Source organism: Arthrobacter sp. QXT-31, from assembly GCF_001969265.1.
Taxonomy (GTDB): domain Bacteria; phylum Actinomycetota; class Actinomycetes; order Actinomycetales; family Micrococcaceae; genus Arthrobacter.
This window is the reverse complement of sequence record NZ_CP019304.1, coordinates 1,239,604-1,258,709: the sequence shown is the minus strand read 5'-3', so window position 1 is coordinate 1,258,709 and position 19,106 is coordinate 1,239,604. Positions and strand designations below refer to the sequence as shown.

The following is a 19,106-nucleotide window of genomic DNA, read 5'->3' as shown; positions in this document are numbered from 1 at the left end:
TGAGGAACCATGACTCAGATCTTCGACAATCCCGCTGATTTCGCAGATGAGGCGCTGGACGGTTTCGTCGCCGCCAACCGCGGGTACGTTGCCCGCGTGGACGGCGGCGTAGCCCGCTCCACCGAGATCCCCGCCGGCCAGGTGGCCCTGGTTGTGGGCGGCGGCTCGGGCCACTACCCGGCCTTCGCCGGCCTGGTCGGGCCCGGCCTGGCCGCCGGTTCCGCGTGCGGCAACATGTTCGCGTCCCCGGCCGCCGGACAGGTCTACCGCGTGGCCAAGGCAGCCAACGCCGGCGGCGGCGTGCTGCTCAGCTACGGCAACTACGCCGGCGACGTGCTGCACTTCGGCCAGGCACAGCTTCGCCTGAACGCCGAGGGCATCGAGACGCGCACGGTACTGGTCACGGACGATATCGCCAGTGCCCCGCTGGACCAGATCGAGAAGCGCCGCGGCATCGCCGGCGACCTGACGGTCTTCAAGATCGCAGGCGCCGCGGCCGAGGCGGGCCTGAGCCTCGACGAGGTGGAGCGCCTCGCCATCAAGACGAACTACCGCACGCGGTCCCTCGGCGTCGCCTTCGACGGCTGCACGCTGCCCGGCGCCACCGAGCCGCTGTTCCACGTGCCGGCCGGCCAGATGTCGCTTGGCCTGGGCATCCACGGCGAACCGGGCATCTCCGAGCACCCCATGCCCACCGCCTCCGAGCTTGCTGAACTGCTGGTGTCCCGGCTGCTCGAGGACAAGCCGGACGACGCCGGCGACCGCGTGGTTGCCATCGTCAACGGTCTGGGCACCGTCAAGTACGACGAGCTGTTCCTCCTGTTCGGCAAGGTCGAAAAGCTCCTCAACGCCGCCAACCTGACGGTCGTTGAGCCGGAGTGCGGCGAGCTGGTCACCAGCCTGGACATGTCCGGGCTCTCCCTTACCCTGCTGTGGCTCGACGACGAACTCGAGCAGTTCTGGGCCGCACCGGCAGACACCCCTGCATACCGCAAGGGCAACACCGCGCCGCGTCCCCGCCGCGAACTCACCGGCACTGACGAGTCGGCGGAAGCGGAGACCGAAAAGGCAACCGCGGCGTCCGCCAACCTGGGCCGGCTGGCAGCCGCCGTCCTCGCCCAGGTGCGGGACGTCGTCGTCGAACATGAAGCGGAACTGGGCGACCTGGACGCGATTGCCGGCGACGGCGACCACGGCATCGGCATGCGCCGCGGTGTTGACGCGGCCGCCGCCGCCGGCGAGCAGAACGCCGGAGCCTCGGTTGAACGCGTGCTCACCGCCGCGGGCGAAGCCTGGAGCGAGCGCGCCGGCGGAACCTCCGGCGCGCTGTGGGGGACGGCCGTGATGGCCGCAGGTCTCGCGCTGGGCAACCGGGAGTCGTACGACGCCGGGGACGCGGCCGCCGCCGTGTCCGCCTTCACCAACGCCATCACCGAACTCGGCAAGGCAGAGCCGGGGGACAAGACAATGGTTGACGCCCTCCTGCCGTTCCGCGACGCGTTCAAGGATGCGTTCGACGGCGGGACCTCCCTTGCCGGAGCCCTCACCAGTGCCGCTGCCGCCGCCACCGAGGCGGCCCGCCGGACCGCGGACCTGCGCCCCCTCAAGGGCCGGGCCCGCCCGCTGGCTGAAAAGAGCCTCGGCCACCCGGACCCCGGTGCAATTTCGTTCGGACTGATTGTCGAACGGGTTGCCACCTACCTCGCATCTGAAACGGCCGATTCCACACCGGCCGTATCCCACATGGCCCCGACGGCCGGAAACGGAGCAACAGAATGAGCAACACAGAAGGCTGGCGCATTGTCATCGGCAACGATGAGGCCGGCGTCGAATACAAGGAAGCACTGAAGGCCCTGTTGGAGGCCGACCCGCGCGTTGCCTCCGTCGAGGACATCGGGGTGGCGGCCAACGACTCCACCGCCTACCCGCACCTGGCTGTGGCTGCCGCCCGCAAGGTGGCCGAAGGCGAAGCGGACCGCGCGCTCCTGATCTGCGGCACCGGCCTCGGCGTGGCCATTGCCGCGAACAAGGTGCCCGGCATCCGTGCCGTCACCGCTCACGACAGCTACTCCGTGGAACGCTCCGTGCTCAGCAACAACGCCCAGGTCCTCACTATGGGCCAGCGCGTCATCGGGCTGGAACTTGCCAAGAAGCTCGTGGGCGAATGGCTGGGGCACCGCTTCGATGTGAACTCCTCCTCAGCCGCCAAGGTTGACGCCATCTGCTCGTACGAACCCGACTACACGAAGGCCGACTGAACATGACTGAAACACCCACCAGCTCACGCAAGTTCGCCGTCGTCGGCTCCGGTTACATGGGCGGCGGCATCGCCCAGGTGCTCGCCCTTGGCGGTGCCCGCGTCGCCCTCGCCGACGTGTCCGCCGAGGTGGCGCAGAAGAACTACGAGCGCCTGCTCACCGAGTCCGACCAGTTCGTCGCCGACGGCCTGTTCCCCGAAGGCTCCACCGAGATCCTGAAGCAGAACCTCTGGGCCGCGAAGGACATCGAGGAGGCCGTGGCGGACGCCGACTTCATCGAGGAGGCCGTGCCTGAGGTCATCGCCATCAAGCACGAGACCCTGGCCCGCATCAGCGCTGCCGCCCGTCCGGACGCCATCATCGGCTCCAACACCTCCACGATCTCCATCGCCGAGCTGTCCCAGCCGGTCGCCAACCCGGAGCGCTTCCTCGGCGTGCACTTCTCCAACCCGTCGCCGTTCATCCCCGGCGTGGAGATCATCCCTCACGAGGGCACCTCCACCGAGACGGTTGCCGCGGTCCGCGACCTGGTCCACTCCGCCAACAAGGAGACGGCCGTGGTCAAGGACGTCACCGGCTTCGTGCTGAACCGCCTGCAGTACGCGCTCTTCCACGAGGCCGCGCAGCTGGTGGAGCAGGGCATTGCGACGGCGGAGGACGTGGACACCCTGGTCCGCACCACCTTCGGCTTCCGGCTGCCGTTCTTCGGCCCGTTCGCGATCGCCGACATGGCCGGCCTGGACGTCTACAACTTCTGCTACAAGTCGCTGCAGACCGACTTCCCGGAGCGCTTCGCCACCCCGAAGATCCTTACGGACCTCGTCGAGGCGGGCAAGCTGGGCACCAAGACCGGTGCAGGGTTCCTGAACGTTCCGGCCGAACGGACGCCCGAACTGATCGCCTACCGCAACAAGGCCTACGTTGCGATGCAGAAGCTGATCGAGGAACTCGGCCCGGCACCGATCAACTAAGCACCGATCAACTAAACACCGATCCACTAAACACCACAGCAGGCGGGCGCTGCCCCGGGCAGCTGCCCTCCTGTTGTGCTGCCCGATTTCCTCCGGTTGCTGCCGGTGATTCCGCCCGGCAGCAACCGGTCCCTTACCACTCAGGAGAACATATATGAGCACTTTTCCGTCCGAACGCACGGCCATCGTCACAGGCGCCGTCTCCGAGCGCGGCATCGGCCGGGCCACGGTGAACTACCTGGCGGAGCAGGGCTGGAACATCGGCATCATCGACCTCGACGACGCCCTCTGCCAGGCCACGGCCAAGGAGATCGCCAGCCAGTACGGTGTGAAGGCGCACGGCGTGGGAGCGAACGTCGCCGACGAGGCGTCGGTCCGTGCGGCCATCGACTCGATCGAGGCTGAGCTGCCGCAGATCGTGGCCCTCGCGAACGTTGCCGGCGTCAGCTCGCCGGTCCCGTATCTGGAACTCGAGGCCGCCGAATGGGACCGCGTGCTCAACATCAACCTCAACGGTGTCCACTACGCCACCCGCCGCGTCGCGGAGTCCATGGTGAAGAACGGGATCGGCCGCATCGTGAACATCTCGTCCGTTTCCGCACAGCGCGGCGGCGGAACGTTCTCCAAGACCCCGTACTCCGTGGCCAAGGCCGGCGTGATCGGCCTGACCCGCTCCACGGCCCGCGAACTGGGCGAGTACGACATCACCGTCAACGCCATCTCGCCCGGCCCCATCGACACCGACATCATGGGCGGCACCCTCAGCCAGGAACGCAAGGACGAACTGGTCAAGGACCTCGTGGTGAACCGCGTCGGTTCCACCCGGGACATCGCCGCAGCCATCGCCTTCCTCATCAGCGAGGACGCCGGGTACATCTCCGGCCAGACGCTGAATGTGGATGGCGGCCTCTACATGCACTAGGAAGGACCACAATGCTTAGCTCGTGGACCAAGGAACGCAAGATCTACCTGGCCGTCGGCGTCCTCGCCTGCCTGGCCGGCGTGCTGCTCATCGCCTTCGGGATCTGAGTTTCTCGCTGTAACAACCTGATTTACCCGGAATCCGTTCCTCCCGGACGGGTCCGTTCGCTGTGCCCTGATTTGCTCACTTTTACTCAAAGAGGAGTTTGAATGACTGTCACATCCACATCCGCCACGAAGGAGCTGTTGGAGTCACCGGTTCTCAAATCGGCCATCTCCAAGGCATCCTTCCGGCTCATGCCGATGCTTGTCATCCTGTACATTGTTGCCTTCCTGGACCGCACCAACGTGGGGTTTGCCGAGGCTGCGCTTGAGGCGGACAAAGGCATCACCGCAGGCGCCTACGCGCTGGGCGCCGGCATCTTCTTCATCGGCTACGCGCTGTTTGAAATCCCCAGCAACCTGCTCCTGACCAAGTTCGGCGCCAAGGTGTGGCTGGCCCGCATCGCCGTCACCTGGGGCATCGTCTCCGCCTGCTTCGCCTTCGTCCAGGACGAGGTCTCCTTCGTGATCCTGCGGTTCCTCCTCGGCGTGACGGAGGCCGGGCTCTTCCCGGGCGTCATCATGTTCCTAGCCGCCTGGTTCCCGAACAAGGTCCGCGTCAAGATGTTCGCCATCTTCTACCTGGCCCAGCCCTTCTCCCAGATGATGGGCGCCCCGCTGTCCGGCTGGCTGATCAACATCGGCGACCAGGTTCCCGGCGTGCAGGGCTGGCAGGTCATGTTCTTCGTCGAAGGCATGCTCGCGGTCGTGGCCGGCATCGCCGCCTACTTCTTCCTGATCAACAGCCCGCAGGAGGCCAAGTTCCTCAACAGGGACGAGAAGAAGGCCCTGCAGGACGTCATGGCCCTCGAGGACAACGTCAAGGAAGAGTCCGGCCCCCGCGGCGTCCTTGCCGCCATGAAGAACGGCCGTGTCTGGTACTTCACCGTCATCTACTTCTGCCTGCAGATCGCCGTCTACGGCGTGACCTTCTACCTGCCGCAGCAGGTGGCCCAGCTGACCGGCCAGAAGGTGGGTCTCGCCGTCGGACTTATGGCCGCCATCCCGTGGTTCTTCGGCATCTTCGCCTGCTACTTCATCGGCAAGGCTGCCAACACCGTGATCCGCCGCCGCACCTGGGGCACCGGGCTGTTCATCTCCACGGGCCTGTGTATCTTCGGTTCCGCCTGGGCGGGAGCCAACCACCTGCCGGCGCTGGGCATCGTGTTCATCACCCTCGCCGTGTGCAGTTTCCTCTCGATCGGCCCCATCGCGTGGTCCTACCCGACGGCGTTCCTCACCGGAACTGCCGCCGCAGCGGGCATCGGGCTCATCAACTCGCTGGGCAACCTGGGCGGGTTCGTCGCCCCGATCCTGCGGACCACCGTCAACCAGGTCACCGCCTCGGACACCGGCACCATGGGCGTCTACGCGCTCGGTGTGCTGCCGTTCCTCGCAGCGATCTTGATGTCCGGCACCCGGAAGTTCAAGAACAAGGCGGACGACCTGCTCGGAACCGACGCTGCCGGCATCGCAGGCACTGCAGAAAAGCAGCCCGTGCTGGAAAAGTAGCCAGCAGCAAAGGCGCAGCAACACCATTCAGCACCACCAGCAAAGGCAGGAAACCCCGTGACCCAGCTCAGCCAGGCCATCAAGGACCCCGGCACGACTTTCGTCGGCGTCAGCACCAAGATGTACCTCGGCTACCGGGACAGCCTGCGCTGGCTGGATGAACTGCGCCAACAGGTGGACGCCCGCCCGGCCCTCGCGGCCGGGCGGGTGGTCCCGTTTGTGATTCCCTCTTTCCCCGTGCTTCCAGCGGCAGGGGAAATCCTTGCCGGGTCGGCGCTGGTCCTGGGTGCCCAAAACTGCGGCTGGGCCGACGGTCCGTGGACTGGTGAGCTCTCACCGTCGCTGCTCGCCGAGCTGGGCGTGGGACTGGTGGAGATCGGGCACGCAGAACGACGGCGGCACTTCGCTGAGGACGACGCCATGATCGCGCTCAAGGTCAGGGCGGCCGACGGCGCCGGCGTCACCCCGCTGCTCTGCGTGGGGGAGGAGACGCGCGCTTTATCTGATGGCGGTGCCGGCGCCGGCAGCACCGATGGCGGCAACACGGCCGGCGCGGAAGCCGCCGCCCAATTCGTCTATGGCCAGATCGGGGCCGCCGCCGACGGCGACTGGGACCTGGCAGCCCGCCTGGTCATCGCCTATGAACCTGTCTGGGCCATCGGCGCAGCCGAGCCCGCCAGCGCGGACTACGTGTCCGCCGTCGTACGTGTTTTGCGGGAGCTGCTCGGTGCCCACGCGCTGCAGGACCTCCCCGTCATCTACGGCGGCTCCGCGAAACCCGGCCTGCTGCCCACCCTGGACGGTGTCTCTGGCCTCTTCCTCGGCCGGTTCGCTCACGACGCCGCGAACTTCGGGAAGGTGCTGGATGAAGCGCTAGCCGAGGTTAGCGGCGGGGCATAGCCTTCCCACACCCAGGAAATGCGGCGGCTGGCTGCGTTACGGCGTGACAGTGGATTGGGGCGTCGATGGCGGGTCAACCGATGTTGCCGGCGGCGAGGGCACGTCAGTGCCGGTGTAGGTGGGATCCGGGCCAGGGGTGCTGGTGCCCGTAGTCGGTGACGGTTCCGGTGTGTCAGCTGACGTTGTGATAACCGGCCCTGGTGTGGCGGTGGCTGCTGTGGTCCGGCCGTCCAGGTAAACGATTGCCAGCGGTTTTTCCTCTTTCGAGCGCAGAACCACTTCAGCCTTCGAACGGCCATCACCGCCGGGCCGGAACGAGAATTCGATTCTGCAGCTCTGGCCTGAACCGAGATCAGCGCCACTGCAGGTATTGCCTGTGATGGAGAAGTTGTCCTGTCCGGCGAGAGTGGACAAGGTCACCGACGATATGGACAGGCCTTCGTCGCCTGCCTTCACCTCCAGTGATTCCGTCTCCGGAGTCCGGGAGTCAGCCGGCGCAGCAAAGGCGAGCGTGCGTGGGGGCGGCGCGCCCTGCGGCAGAGGTATGCCGCTGGGCTCGGGTTCTCCCGAGGGCCACGGCGGAACGACACCGCCGGTCGGCTGTCCACCGGCGATGAGAGTCACCTGGCTCGAAGCCTGGCCGGGATCGCAGCCACCCAACACCATGGTTAGGACCGCGAGGCCAGACAATACGAACAGCGGCGAAATTATGGTCATCGGCGGGTGACTCCTCCCGGAGCGAACTCAAGGCGTATATCCGGACTGTCCGTAAGAACAACAGCTGTACCCGACTCCCTGGACCAGCCCTCGGACAGAAGGAGGTATTTCCCGCCGGCCGTCATGATGAGCCGGAGCCCTGTGTACCTGAACCGGTAAGCGACGTCACCACCCGGCATCCTTTGCTCCATCACCGGACGGGAAATAGCCAGCGACTGCTTGCTGAAAACGGTCACCAGCGGACGTTTGCCAAGATCGCGGACTACATCCAGGGCCCGGTTGCTGCCAAGCGCCGACGCGAATTGCGCGGACGCCCAAAAAAGATTCAGGACCACGATCGAAACCACGAGCCAATAGCAGCGGTACTCCCACCGGGGGATACCGGTCCGGGGCGGGTGCTGCTGTGCAGCGTAGAGCCGGCGCAGCAGGAAAAACCCGAAGGCTGCCACCGCAAGCCCCCCGCCCTGAAGGAACGAAGGCACCAGATAGGGGGACACGAACTGCACCGGGACAAACATTGCCCAGATCCCCAGGACGGCGGCGGATATGCCGGCAACAAGCGCCGTTATGCCAGTCCGCCGCAGCGCGGGAAGCGCGCGCCCGCGTCTGCGCAGCCCTGAGATTCCAGCATGCAGCAGCAGCGCCGCCAGTACCAGGAACAGGATTGCCGCAGCGGGAATATAGATGGCGTCGACGCTGCGCAGCACGTAATCGGCGGTGGTAAGTCCCAGGATGGTGTGGTCGATGCCGAAGTGGGCGAGCCGGGAGCTCGTGTAGGTCCAGCCGAACACGAACAGCAGGCCGGTGACGGCTGAGAGCGCCGGAATGGCGACGCCCAGCCACTCGAGCAGCGTATGACTGGCCCGGGCGGCCGCGGTTTCAACGTCAGCCGCTGGCGACGGCCGGACAGAATCCCGGGAGGAGCGCCGTGCGGGACCATCGGTGGCCGGCCGCTTCGCTGAACGCACCCGCTGGTTTCTCACCGGGCATCAACCCCTGGGAAACTCGTGAAGACCATTCATGTCGCCCTTCCGGCGCGGCGGTGCCATCAGACTCCCTCAGAGGAATGCCTCGCGGCCCGTCCCCTCGCTGAGCACGAGTTCGCCGTCCTCAATCGACACAAGGAGGCTCCGCGGCCTGCCGTGGAGCTTCATTTCCGCACTGAGATTGCGGCTGGTGACTTCAACCCCCACCGTTGCGCCCTTCGCCGGAAGTTCAATGGAGACTTCCTCGGCCATCCCCAGGAGCTCCCGGGTGGTGACATCGCGGTCGTACCGGGCCTCCTTGCCGTTGACCGTGATGGCGACTTCATCGTCATCGAAGCCGTCCTGAAGAATGATGAGCAATTCCTGCATGATGCACCGCCTAAGTCGATGACCTCCGCTGCATACAGTCACTACACCACTTAAGGTCGGCCGTGGGTAGTGCGGTTTGGTCCCGCGATGCAACCCGGGATCGGCCCGGATGGGGCCGCGTAGGGCAAAATGTTCTGGTGACTCAACAGCCGCAGCACCCTGCAACGCCCATGCCAAGCCCCGCCACCGCCGCCGGGACCAAGCCGAAGGACACCCCCGCGCCCCGGCCGGGCAGCCAGCCCGATGATCACGTGTCCGCCCGCATAGCCGAACAGATCGCTTCCGAGCTCGGGGTGAAGGCCTGGCAGGTTAGGGCGGCCGTGGAACTGCTCGACGGCGGGTCAACCGTTCCGTTCATCGCCCGCTACCGCAAGGAAGCCACCGGGACGCTCGACGACGGCCAGCTCCGCGAGCTCGACGAGCGGCTGCGCTACCTCCGCGAACTGGAGGACCGCCGTCGTGCTGTCCTGGAGGCAATTGCCGCGCAGGGGAAGCTGACCGCGGAACTCGAAGCCGCCGTCGTGGCCGCCGATACGAAGTCCCGGCTCGAGGACATCTACCTCCCCTTCAAGTCCAAGCGGCGCACCAAGGCGCAGATTGCGCGCGAGGCCGGGCTCGAACCGCTGGCAGACGCGCTGCTCAAGCGCCCGGAACTCGACCCCGAGCGCGAGGCGGCCAAGTACCTGAACCCGGACCACGCTGTCGACGATGCCGCTGCGGCGCTCGCCGGTGCGCGGGCCATCCTCGTGGAGCGCGTCGCCCAGGACCCGGATCTGGCGGAGAACCTGCGTGAACGGCTGTGGACGCAGGGCCGGATGGTGTCGCGGGTCAAGAAGGGCAAGGAGTCCGAGGGGCAGAAGTTCGCGGATTACTTCGAGTTTTCGCAGGCGCCGTCGGGGATGCCGTCGCACCGTGTCCTCGCTCTGTTGCGCGGGGAGAAGGACGGCGTGCTCGAGCTGGACCTCGCCGAAGCGGACCCGGCCGACGACGACGCACTTGCCGCCGCGCGCTCCCGGTACGAATCCGCCGTAGCCCGGTTCCTCGGGGTCGCCGACCGCGGCCGGCCCGCCGATTCCTGGCTGCTGCAAACCGCGCAGGTGGCGTGGCGCTCCCGGGTTCTTGCGCGGCTCACGGCTGACCTCCGTGGACGGATGTTCGCCGCCGCGGAAGACGAGGCCGTGCGCGTTTTTGCCGCCAACCTGCGGGACGTGCTGCTGGCAGCGCCCGCCGGAAACCGCGCCACGCTGGGCCTCGACCCCGGGCTGCGGACCGGCGTGAAGGTGGCCGTGGTCGATAAAACCGGCAAGGTGGTGGCCACGGACACGGTCTATCCGCATGCCCCGGCGCGCAAGTGGGACGAAGCGCTGGCGACGCTGACCCGGCTGGCGCGGCAGCACGCCGTCGAACTCGTGGCCATCGGCAACGGGACGGCGTCGCGCGAAACGGACAAGCTGGCGGCCGAACTGATTAAGCGGCTTGCCTCCGCTGGTGACTCCGGCACGGGCCCGGGTACCGGTGTGGCGGCGCCGCAGAAGCTGGTGGTGTCCGAGGCGGGTGCATCCGTGTACTCGGCATCCGCTCTTGCCGCCGCCGAACTCCCGGGGATGGATGTCTCGCTGCGCGGTGCGGTGTCCATCGCCCGAAGGCTGCAGGACCCGCTGGCAGAGCTGGTGAAGATCGATCCGAAGTCGATCGGCGTGGGCCAGTACCAGCACGACGTCACGGCATCGAAGCTCGACCGAAGCCTGGATGCCGTGGTGGAGGACTGCGTGAACGCCGTGGGCGTGGACGTGAACACGGCCTCGCCGGCGCTGCTGAGCCGGGTGGCGGGCGTCGGGCCGCTGCTGAGCGAGAACATCGTGAAGTACCGCAACGAGCACGGGCCGTTCGCCAAACGCAGCGAGCTGAAGAAGGTGCCCCGGCTGGGTGCCAAGGCGTTTGAACAGTGTGCCGGCTTCCTGCGGATCACCGGGGGAGCGGAGCCGCTCGACGCCTCCAGCGTTCACCCGGAGGCCTACTCTGTGGCGCGGAAGATCCTGACGGCGGCCGGTGCCGGGCGTGGTTCTGGTGGTTCGGGGGCTTCGGGAGGGGCGGGCGGGCTAGCTCCGCTGGCCGACGCCGGCCGGCTGAACCCTGCCGATTTCGTGGACGGAACCTTCGGGCTTCCGACGGTGCGCGACATCATCGCCGAGCTGGAGAAGCCGGGACGCGATCCTCGCCCGGCGTTCAAGGCGGCGGCGTTCTCTGAGGGCATCGAGAAGATCTCCGACCTGAAGCCTGGAATGGTCCTCGAGGGAACCGTCACCAATGTGGCCGCGTTCGGCGCGTTCGTGGACGTCGGGGTCCACCAGGACGGGCTGGTCCACGTGTCGGCCCTCGCCAACCGGTTCGTCGCCGATCCGCGCGAGGTGGTCAAGTCCGGACAGGTGGTCAGGGTGAAGGTGCTGGAGGCTGATCCGGAGCGGAAACGCATTTCGCTCACGCTCAGGCTCGACGACGAACCCGGGTCGTCCGGTGATCGGCCGGTTGGGGGCAGGCAGCCTGGGGGACGGCCGGCTGGGGGATCGCAGCCTGGGGGACGGGGCGGCCGGGACCGTGACCGTGGCAGGGACCGCGACGGGGGCCGCGCCGCCGATGGGGGCCGCGCCGCCGGCCACCCGGCAGGCGCCGACCGCGACGGCGGCCGGAACCGGACGGGCGATTCTGGCAATGCCAGCGGAAAGCCCGGACCGCGCCAGGGGAATGATCCGGGCCGCTCGGCGGGCGACCGGAACAGCAGCCGGCGGCAGCCGAAGCAGTCCGGCCAGCCAGCCCAAGCTGATACCGCCATGGCCGAAGCTCTGCGGCGGGCCGGCCTGGGCAAGTAGGGTCGCGCGGTTCACGTAGTCTCTGGCCTGTCGGGCGGAGCGTGTCGCGCGCGCCCTATCCGTGGTGCGGCGGAAACCGGTGACTACAGTAGCCCCTATGAGTTTTACGAGGCCGGAGACTTTTACCACCCGTCCTACGCTGCAGGGCACGTTCGGCATGGCCGCCAGCACCCACTGGCTCGCGACCGGCACTGCGCAGGCCGTGTTGGAGCGGGGTGGCAACGCGTTCGATGCGGCCACGGCGGCCGCCTTCGTGCTGCATGTGGTGGAGCCGCACCTCAACGGGCCCGGCGGCGACATGACCGGCGTCTTCAACACGGCCGAGGAGCCCGGGAAGCCGGTGATCCTGATGGGCCAGGGCCCGGCCCCGGCGGGCGCGACGGTCCAGCACTTCCGTGGGGAAGGCCTGGAACTGGTGCCCGGATCGGGTGCGCTGGCCGCGGCGGTTCCCGGCGCCGTCGACGCCTGGCTGTTGCTGCTGCGGGACCACGGAACATGGGAACTGGCCGAAGTTTTGGATTTCGCCATCCGGTACGCGCGCGACGGCCACCCGGTGTTGGCGCGCGTGTGCGGCACGATCTCGGCTGTGGCGGAGCTGTTCCGGGAGCACTGGCCCGCGTCTGCCGAACTGTGGATGCCAGAGGGGCGCATCCCGGAGGAAGGCGACCTGGTCCGGAATCCGGCGCTCGCACGCACTCTGCAGAGACTTGTGCAGGCCGGCGCCGGCCTTGGGGAGGCATTTGCGGCAGAGCCGGCACACACCCGCGAGGAGCGCATCGACGCTGCCCGCCGGGAATGGAGCGAGGGTTTCGTGGCCCGGGCCGTGGCCGAAAGCGTCCGCACGCCGCACCGCCACTCGTCCGGAACTGACCACCGCGGCGTCATGACCATGGCCGACATGGCCGGCTTCCGCGCGTCGTACGAGGAACCGGCCATGTTCGAGTTCCGCGGGCACACGATCGCCAAGACCGGCCCGTGGGGCCAGGGACCGGCCCTGCTGCAGACGCTCGCGATCCTGGCCGGCTTTGACGAGGAGCGCCTCGATCCGTCCACGGAACTTGGAGCGCATACGATCCTGGAGGCCCAGAAGCTCGCCCTGGCGGACCGCGAGGCTTACTACGGCGACGACGACGTCCCGCTCGGTTACCTGCTGTCCGAAGAGTACGCGGCATCCCGCCGGGAGCTGATCAGGGACGAGGCGTCGCACGAGTTCCGTCCGGGTTCAGTTCCCGGCCGTGAGCCGTACGTTCCCGCGCTTCGCACCGAGTACGTCCCGCCTGCGCTGTCGAATGACGACGGCGGCGCAGCCGCTTTGGGTGGTTCTGCCTCTTCCGGCCGCGGACGTTCGGCGGCTGCCGCCGCCGGCGTAGGGGAACCCACGATCGGCGAACCAGACGTGGCACGCAACGGGGAGACCCGCGGCGACACCTGCCATATCGACGTGGTGGACCGTTGGGGCAACATGGTTGCGGCGACGCCGTCCGGCGGCTGGCTGCAGTCTTCCCCGGCGATCCCCGAACTCGGGTTTTGCCTGGGGACCCGGTTGCAGATGACATGGCTCGAGCCCGGCACGCCGTCCACGCTGACGCCGGGCAATCGACCGCGGACCACGCTGACGCCGACGCTGGTGCTGCGCGGCGGCGTTGCGGTGTCGGCGCTGGGCTCGCCGGGGGGAGACCAGCAGGACCAGTGGCAGTTGCTGTACCTGCTGCGGACCATCGTGGGCGGGTACTCGCCGCAACAGGCCATCGACGCACCGGCGTTCCACACGACATCGATGCCCGGGTCCTTCTGGCCGCGCACCTGGGAGCCTGGCGGTGCCGTCGTCGAGGATCGATTGGGCGATGACGTTATCGCAGGGCTCGAGCGGCGGGGACACCGGATCACCAGGGCAGGCGACTGGACGCTGGGACGGCTGTCCGCCGTCGTACGCGATCCCGGGACCGGCGTGCTGCAGGCTGCCGCTAACCCGCGCGGTGCACAGGGATACGCGTCCGGACGGTAGGAACGGAGTCTCTCCCAGGGAGGTTCGGTGTGCCGCGGGTGCTCTTCATTCCCCACAAGCGGCTCATTCCCCATCAGCGGCGGGGCAGGGTTTCTGGCGCGCCGGTTATCTGCAAGGCTGGGGGAATGAACTACTTCCTGGAGTACACGATTCCCCCTGCCCCCGATGACGCCGAATTCGAGTTCCCGCACGACGAGATTCAAACCGGGACCACCATCCCGCTCTCGGAGACCAATGCCGAGGTAGTGCACACCCCCGCCCTTCCGGCCCGCACAGGGATCATCGGAGCCACCGTGCCGGAGGCGAAGCTGGAAGCCGAGCAGCTCATCACCCACAGCCGGGCAACCGAGGCTTCGCTGTACGAAGATCCATCGAATTCGCTGCAGGCAGGCGTGGGCACCCTAGTTGCCACATTCACGGAAGGCAGCGGCTGGCAGGACGTATAGCAGCCGCAAGTTTCGTTCCATCGGAAGCGCCTGGTCCCGGTTCTTTGGGGCTGGCGCTTCCGCGTTTTTCGACCCTGTTTTCATCGGCCGCGAGTTCATTCCGCGTGTTGAACGCGGCGTCATTCCGGGTGTTCATGTTTTGTGGTGGTGGTTTTGTCGGGGTTGTTGGCGGGGGTCGATGTGGGGTGGCGGGATGAACCAGGGGGTGCCGTTTTTGATGTGGATTTTCCATTGTTCTTTATGGATGAGGTGGTGGTGGGCTGTGCAGAGGAGGACGCCGTTGTCGGTGCTGGTGGGTCCGCCTTGTGACCAGTAGGTGATGTGGTGGGCTTCGCACCAGGTGGCGGGGATGGTGCAGTTGGGGAAGGCGCAGCCTTGGTCGCGGGCGTTGAGGGCTTTGCGGATGTGGGGCGGGAAGATCCGGGTGGTGCGGCCGATGTCGAGGATGCGTCCTTGGCTGCTGAGGAGGACGGGGATGATGTCGGCGTCGCAGGCGATTTTGCGGATGGTGGAGGCGGTGACGGGGCCGGTGTAGGTGAAGGTCCCGCTGCCGGGGGGTGTGCCGGGTTGGCCGTTGAACCCGGCGCTTGCCCAGTTGATGCCTGGCGAATTGATGCCTGACTGGTTGATGCCGGAGAGCGTTTGCGGGGGCGGGCTGGTTTTCGCCGCCGGGCCACTTGTCCTGGCCGGTAGCCGAATCGGGCGAGGATCCGGCGTCGCCGGTTTGCCCGGTTTCCGTTGGCGATTCCGGACCGCTGGTTTGGCAGATGTCCGGGGTGGTGGCTGCGAGCGGTTCGGGAGGGCTGACCTGCCAGGTGCCCGGCAGGAGTGCTGGACCGGTGGCCGGCCAGCCGGGGGTGCCTGGTGGCTGGTTCGTGGTGGTGTGCCCGGTGTCGTTTGTTGGTGCGGGGCTGTTTGTTGGCCGGGTGCTGGCGCGGTTTCTGTTGTAGCGGGGGCCATTGGCTGCGGTGGCTTCGATGCTGTTGAGGAGGTCCTGGTAGGAGACGGTGACCATGACCTGGGGGCGGAGCCCCGGTGGCGGGCAGGGTTCCGGTGGCGAGGGCCGCCTTGCTGGCGCCGACGAGGCCGTCGAGGCGTTGTTGGGCCAGGGTGCGCCGGTCCAGATCCGGGAGCGGGGCAGGGGCGTTGAAGGCCTCGTCCAGGTCGACAGCGGTGGCGCTGCCCGTGTTTTCGCCGTCGCCATAGCCGTCGTTGCCGCCGCCGTCTTTTTGCCGGCCGCTTCCGTTGTGCCGCGCTGGTGGTGTCGGGTGTGGTGGTGCGGGGGTTGGTGGCGGTGTTCATGACGGTGGTGAGAACTTCGTATTGGTCGGTGGTGGCGTGGATTTCGAGGTGGTAGAGGCCGCCGCGTTTGGGGCGGATGAAGACGCCTTGGCGGTGGCGGAGGTTTTCTTCGGAGGGTTCGGTGCCGTCCTGGTCGAGGGCGTCGATCCAGCGGTGGGCGATGCGGGTGAGGAAGTCCTGGTCGTTTTCGATCGCGGTTTGGGTGAGGTTGCGTTCCATTTTGGCGAGCGCGTCTGGATCGGGGATGTGGCGGACTTTGTCCAGGGCGGTGGTGATGATGGTGCCGGCGCGGGAGGAGATGATCCCGGCGGTGAGCGCGGCCGCGGTTTCCTCGTGTATGGGCGGCATGGGCCGGCCGGCGAGTCCGGTGCGGGGGAGCACGTCGCCGGCCAGGGCGAGCGCGGCGTGCTTCGGCGCTGCTGATGCGAAGCCGGGTGCGGAGGAAATCAACCGTGTTGCGGGACCCGTCGTCGGCCGGGGACCAGGCCACCGCGCGGGCAGGGACCGTCAGCGGGTCAGCGGAAGACGGGGCCTCAGCAGGGCTGCCGACGGCGGCGGCCTCGGAGGGCTGAGCGTCTGGGGCTGCAGCGGTTTCGGGTTCATTGCCCCAGCCTGTGGTCCAGCCGGCCGCGCGATTGGCTGCTTCGGCGGCGCTGATCGCCTCGGCCCGCGTCCGTTCCACGGCCGCGGCAGCCTGTAGCTGAAGGTATTCGATGCGGCGGGAGAGCTGTTCTGTGAGTTCTGCGAAGTCGGCTGCTTCAGGGAAACTGGCTGCGGCGAGCTCTTCCTCCGCCGCAGCGGAATCCAGGAGCACCAGGCCCGCCCGCAGGTCAGCAGTTGCCAGCGCAGCGCCGCCGTCGGACGTGCCCTCGATACGGGCGCTGGACGGGGAAGCCGCGGCCGGCACGCTGTGAAGCCCGCGGCCCCGCAGCGGAGCAGCAGCATTCAGGCCGGAGACGTCAGTCCCGCCCGCGATGTCCGCTCCATGCTCCCCGATAGCTTCCATAGGTCTAGATTGTCAGCGGGGACTGACAGTAATGATGAAATTGGCTTGTGCTGCCGGTGTGGCTCTGGTTCTGACTGACGCCCCCCGCGAAGGGTTTGTCTTGAAAATGATTTGTCCGGCCGTCGGCACAGGCTGCAGTAAACGCGGCGGCCAGGTGGACATGACCTCATAGGAGCCTGCTCGAAGAATCCCATTACTGTCTTGTCTGCCCACCCGGCCGGCGTGCCCCTTTGTGTCCCACCGCACGCAACGGAAGGCAGGGCTAGCTTCATCATGGCAAACCAACATCTGAAAGTCATCGCCGGGATCGACACTCACGCCGACACCCACCACGTCGCAATCATCGACGAGACCGGCAGACACATTACGGACAAAGAGTTTCTCGCTGTGGGTTCGGGCTACCGGAGCATTGCGGCCTTCATCATCGGGTTCGGCCAGGTCATTGCCGCCGGGGTGGAAGGCACCGGCAGCTACGGTGCCGAACTCGCCCGTGTCCTGACCGGGGAAGGCATCCGGGTTCTGGAAGTCATGCGCCCGAACCGGCAGGGACGCCGGCTCAGGGGCAAATCCGATCCCCTGGACGCGTACCAGGCGGCCGAGGCTGCGCTGGCCGGCCGGAACGTTGCAACACCAAAATCCAGGGATGGCGCGGTGGAATCCCTGCGGGTCCTGCGCGCCGAGCGGGCAACGGCCATGCGCGCCCGGGTAGCGGTCATGACCCAGATCAAAAGCATCCTCACGGCAGCACCCGAGACGCTCCGGGCCAAATACCGGCACCTGACCCGCGCCGCCATGATGGCCGCCCTGGAGAAAACCCGCCCCGCAGGGGACATGACAAAACCCGTGAACGCCACCGCGGCCGTGCTCAAACGCCTCGCCATCCGTTACCGCGCCTTGGATCAGGAAGTGGCCCGTGATCGACGCCGAGCTCGACGCGATCATCAGAATTCATGCCCCGATGCTCCGCGACGTCAGGGGCGTAGGAACGGACGTCGCCAGCCAACTGCTGGTTACCGTCGGCGATAACCCCGAACGGATCACCTCTGAAGCCAAATTCGCTGCCCTCGCGGGTGTCGCGCCGATACCGGCTTCCTCAGGAAGAACGACGCGGCACCGGCTCAGCCGCGGTGGTGACAGGCAGGCCAACAAAGCCATCCACCACGTCGCCCTGGTCCGGATGAGAACCGACGCCCGTACCAGGAACTACGTGGCTAAGCGCCAGGCCGAAGGCAAAAGCACCACCGAGATCATCCGGTGTCTCAAACGCTACATCGCCCGCGAAATCTACGACCAAATCATCCATCCGCATCCGGCACCGGACGCCGGGTCACTTCGCGTACTGCGCAAGACCAAGAACATCACCCTCCAAGCCGCAGCGGACAGCCTGCACGTCTGGCCCACCTCGCTCTCCCGCCTCGAACGCGGAATTACGCGCAACGACGAGTTCTACCAACGGTACGAAGACTGGCTCAACTCGCCGTCCGCAGAAACCGCAAAAACACCTTCTGTGTTGCGGATCCGGCCGGCTGGCGCCTAGAAGGGGCACGGACCAACGGTGACCGGGCTCGGCGCCCCGCGACCCCTGCAGTAATGACCGGGGACGCTCTGGGGTCAAGGGCGGCCGGAGGCCGTCGCGCAGCGATCGATAGACCCTTGACGCCACTAGGCAGTTCCCCGGTCACCCCTGTCACGACGCGGGGCGCCGAACCGTTGACACCAATAGGAGCATCATTTTTAGACGTGATAAGGGTCACTTGGGACGAAAAGGGAAAAATTTTTTGAAAAATTTTTTCGGTGCCCGCCAGTTCGGCCTCACCCCTTCATAGGGCGGTGCCTAAGTTACGGGTGGCGGACTCCGACGCCGGCCAGAATGTCTCGGTAGCCTTCGCGGAAGGATGGGTACTTGAAGGAAAACCCGGTTCCCCGAAGCAATGCATTGCTGCACCTCTTGTTGCCGCCCCGTGCATCGCCGAGGGCAGCCGTCGGCGGGACGGCCATCCCCAATTCGGTTGCCAGGAAGCGCAGGACGTCGCCCAACTCGGCCGGATCGTTGTCCACGCCCAGGTACACCGGAGCCGGCTCGCCAGACATAGTGCACAGATGCACGATGGCGCTGGCGGCGTCGTCGCGGTGGATGCGGTTGGTAAAGCGCGGTTCGGCAGGAATCACGGCGGTACCGGTTCGTACCTGGTCGATGAGCCTGGTGCGGCCCGGCCCGTAGATTCCGCCAAGCCTCAGCACGACAGGTGTCGTGCCGGTTCCATCGAGCCGCTTCAGCAGCAGGTCCTCGGCTTCACGCATGATGCGGCCCGAGAACCCGCCAGGCTCCGGCGTAACGCTTTCGTCGATCCACGCGCCGGCGGCGTCGCCGTACACGGCTGTGGATGAAACGAAGAGCACGCGTTCCGGCGTTACGCGGTCCCGGGCAAGCGCGTCGAGAACATGCGCAACCCCGTTCACATAGGCGCTTCGATATGCCTCTTCCGTGGGGCCGTCCGCAGCCACTGCGATGACGACGGCGGTAGTGTCCGCCGGGACAGGCGGCAGTTCAGCTGTGCTGAGGTCCGCAGCGGCGCCGTCGATCTCAGCTGGCAGTTTGTCGGGTGAACGGCGCCAGCCGACAACCCGGTGTCCGGCAGCGGCAAACTGCAGCCCCGCTTCCGTGCCGAGGTCGCCGCAGCCGGCCAGCAGGATAGTCATGTTGGTCAGTTTGCCATCTCCAAGACCCCGCGCCGGAATCCGAC

At 67.1% G+C, this 19,106-nt stretch carries 14 protein-coding genes and 1 pseudogene; 10 read left to right on the top strand and 5 right to left on the bottom strand.

The window, feature by feature from the left end; genetic code table 11:
- Positions 1–9 precede the first annotated feature (9 nt).
- The 6 genes from dhaL (at position 10) to BWQ92_RS05635 (ending at position 6,664) form a co-directional block, all read left to right on the top strand.
- Positions 10–1,779, top strand: a complete 1,770-nt coding sequence (gene dhaL, locus BWQ92_RS05660) for a dihydroxyacetone kinase subunit DhaL (protein ID WP_076798673.1) — start codon at positions 10–12, stop codon at positions 1,777–1,779.
- The gene (locus BWQ92_RS05655; protein ID WP_076798672.1) at positions 1,776–2,258 is read left to right on the top strand and encodes a ribose-5-phosphate isomerase; all 483 of its coding nucleotides are present in this window, start codon (positions 1,776–1,778) and stop codon (positions 2,256–2,258) included. Before dhaL ends, BWQ92_RS05655 begins: the two co-directional genes overlap by 4 nt.
- A 2-nt stretch (positions 2,259–2,260) precedes the next feature.
- On the top strand, positions 2,261–3,229 hold the full coding sequence (locus BWQ92_RS05650; RefSeq protein WP_076798671.1) for a 3-hydroxyacyl-CoA dehydrogenase family protein: 969 nt from the start codon (positions 2,261–2,263) through the stop codon (positions 3,227–3,229).
- A gap of 154 nt (positions 3,230–3,383) precedes the next feature.
- The gene (locus BWQ92_RS05645) at positions 3,384–4,151 is read left to right on the top strand and encodes an SDR family NAD(P)-dependent oxidoreductase (protein WP_076798670.1); all 768 of its coding nucleotides are present in this window, start codon (positions 3,384–3,386) and stop codon (positions 4,149–4,151) included.
- A 209-nt stretch (positions 4,152–4,360) separates the two neighbouring features.
- Complete coding sequence (locus BWQ92_RS05640; protein WP_076798669.1) at positions 4,361–5,764, top strand: MFS transporter; 1,404 nt, start codon at positions 4,361–4,363, stop codon at positions 5,762–5,764.
- A 57-nt stretch (positions 5,765–5,821) separates the two neighbouring features.
- Complete coding sequence (locus BWQ92_RS05635; RefSeq protein WP_076798668.1) at positions 5,822–6,664, top strand: triose-phosphate isomerase family protein; 843 nt, start codon at positions 5,822–5,824, stop codon at positions 6,662–6,664.
- A 36-nt stretch (positions 6,665–6,700) separates the two neighbouring features.
- Here the strand turns inward: BWQ92_RS05635 and BWQ92_RS23480 are convergent, their stop codons facing one another.
- From BWQ92_RS23480 to BWQ92_RS05620, 3 genes are all read right to left on the bottom strand, one after another.
- On the bottom strand, positions 6,701–7,381 hold the full coding sequence (locus tag BWQ92_RS23480; protein WP_157365110.1) for a hypothetical protein: 681 nt from the start codon (positions 7,379–7,381) through the stop codon (positions 6,701–6,703).
- Complete coding sequence (locus tag BWQ92_RS05625; RefSeq protein ID WP_157365109.1) at positions 7,378–8,349, bottom strand: hypothetical protein; 972 nt, start codon at positions 8,347–8,349, stop codon at positions 7,378–7,380. The genes BWQ92_RS23480 and BWQ92_RS05625 overlap by 4 nt, the downstream gene beginning before the upstream one ends.
- Positions 8,350–8,439: 90 nt before the next feature.
- Complete coding sequence (locus BWQ92_RS05620; RefSeq protein ID WP_076798665.1) at positions 8,440–8,736, bottom strand: hypothetical protein; 297 nt, start codon at positions 8,734–8,736, stop codon at positions 8,440–8,442.
- Positions 8,737–8,906: 170 nt separating this feature from the next.
- On the opposite strand from BWQ92_RS05620, the gene BWQ92_RS05615 reads away from it, so the two are divergent.
- The 3 genes from BWQ92_RS05615 to BWQ92_RS05605 all read left to right on the top strand — a co-directional run bounded on the left by BWQ92_RS05615 (position 8,907) and on the right by BWQ92_RS05605 (position 14,054).
- Positions 8,907–11,603: a Tex family protein gene (locus BWQ92_RS05615; protein ID WP_442856762.1), complete on the top strand. Its 2,697-nt coding sequence runs from the start codon at positions 8,907–8,909 to the stop codon at positions 11,601–11,603.
- A 97-nt stretch (positions 11,604–11,700) separates the two neighbouring features.
- Positions 11,701–13,608 (top strand): gamma-glutamyltransferase family protein, encoded by a 1,908-nt coding sequence (locus BWQ92_RS05610; RefSeq protein ID WP_076798663.1) that lies wholly within the window; start codon positions 11,701–11,703, stop codon positions 13,606–13,608.
- Positions 13,609–13,733: 125 nt separating this feature from the next.
- A complete protein-coding gene (locus tag BWQ92_RS05605) occupies positions 13,734–14,054 on the top strand; it encodes a hypothetical protein (RefSeq protein ID WP_076798662.1) in 321 nt (106 codons plus the stop codon).
- A gap of 132 nt (positions 14,055–14,186) precedes the next feature.
- Here BWQ92_RS05605 and BWQ92_RS24195 read toward each other — a convergent pair whose 3' ends face one another.
- Complete coding sequence (locus BWQ92_RS24195) at positions 14,187–15,806, bottom strand: DUF222 domain-containing protein (RefSeq protein ID WP_236783118.1); 1,620 nt, start codon at positions 15,804–15,806, stop codon at positions 14,187–14,189.
- An 826-nt stretch (positions 15,807–16,632) separates the two neighbouring features.
- On the opposite strand from BWQ92_RS24195, the pseudogene BWQ92_RS24190 reads away from it, so the two are divergent.
- A pseudogene (locus BWQ92_RS24190) lies at positions 16,633–17,659 on the top strand (IS110 family transposase); the annotation flags it as partial.
- A 542-nt stretch (positions 17,660–18,201) separates the two neighbouring features.
- Here BWQ92_RS24190 and BWQ92_RS05585 read toward each other — a convergent pair.
- A complete protein-coding gene (locus BWQ92_RS05585; RefSeq protein ID WP_076798661.1) occupies positions 18,202–19,062 on the bottom strand; it encodes an SDR family oxidoreductase in 861 nt (286 codons plus the stop codon).
- Positions 19,063–19,106: the final 44 nt, after the last annotated feature.

Bases quoted from the DNA above. Each gene is read 5' to 3' on its own strand.
- dhaL (WP_076798673.1), top strand. From the start codon at position 10: ATGACTCAGATCTTCGACAATCCCGCTGATTTCGCAGATGAGGCGCTG.
- BWQ92_RS05655 (WP_076798672.1), top strand. From the start codon at position 1,776: ATGAGCAACACAGAAGGCTGGCGCATTGTCATCGGCAACGATGAGGCC.
- BWQ92_RS05650 (WP_076798671.1), top strand. From the start codon at position 2,261: ATGACTGAAACACCCACCAGCTCACGCAAGTTCGCCGTCGTCGGCTCC.
- BWQ92_RS05645 (WP_076798670.1), top strand. From the start codon at position 3,384: ATGAGCACTTTTCCGTCCGAACGCACGGCCATCGTCACAGGCGCCGTC.
- BWQ92_RS05640 (WP_076798669.1), top strand. From the start codon at position 4,361: ATGACTGTCACATCCACATCCGCCACGAAGGAGCTGTTGGAGTCACCG.
- BWQ92_RS23480 (WP_157365110.1), bottom strand. From the start codon at position 7,381: ATGACCATAATTTCGCCGCTGTTCGTATTGTCTGGCCTCGCGGTCCTA.
- BWQ92_RS05620 (WP_076798665.1), bottom strand. From the start codon at position 8,736: ATGCAGGAATTGCTCATCATTCTTCAGGACGGCTTCGATGACGATGAA.
- BWQ92_RS05615 (WP_442856762.1), top strand. From the start codon at position 8,907: ATGCCAAGCCCCGCCACCGCCGCCGGGACCAAGCCGAAGGACACCCCC.
- BWQ92_RS05610 (WP_076798663.1), top strand. From the start codon at position 11,701: ATGAGTTTTACGAGGCCGGAGACTTTTACCACCCGTCCTACGCTGCAG.
- BWQ92_RS05605 (WP_076798662.1), top strand. From the start codon at position 13,734: ATGAACTACTTCCTGGAGTACACGATTCCCCCTGCCCCCGATGACGCC.
- BWQ92_RS05585 (WP_076798661.1), bottom strand. From the start codon at position 19,062: ATGACTATCCTGCTGGCCGGCTGCGGCGACCTCGGCACGGAAGCGGGG.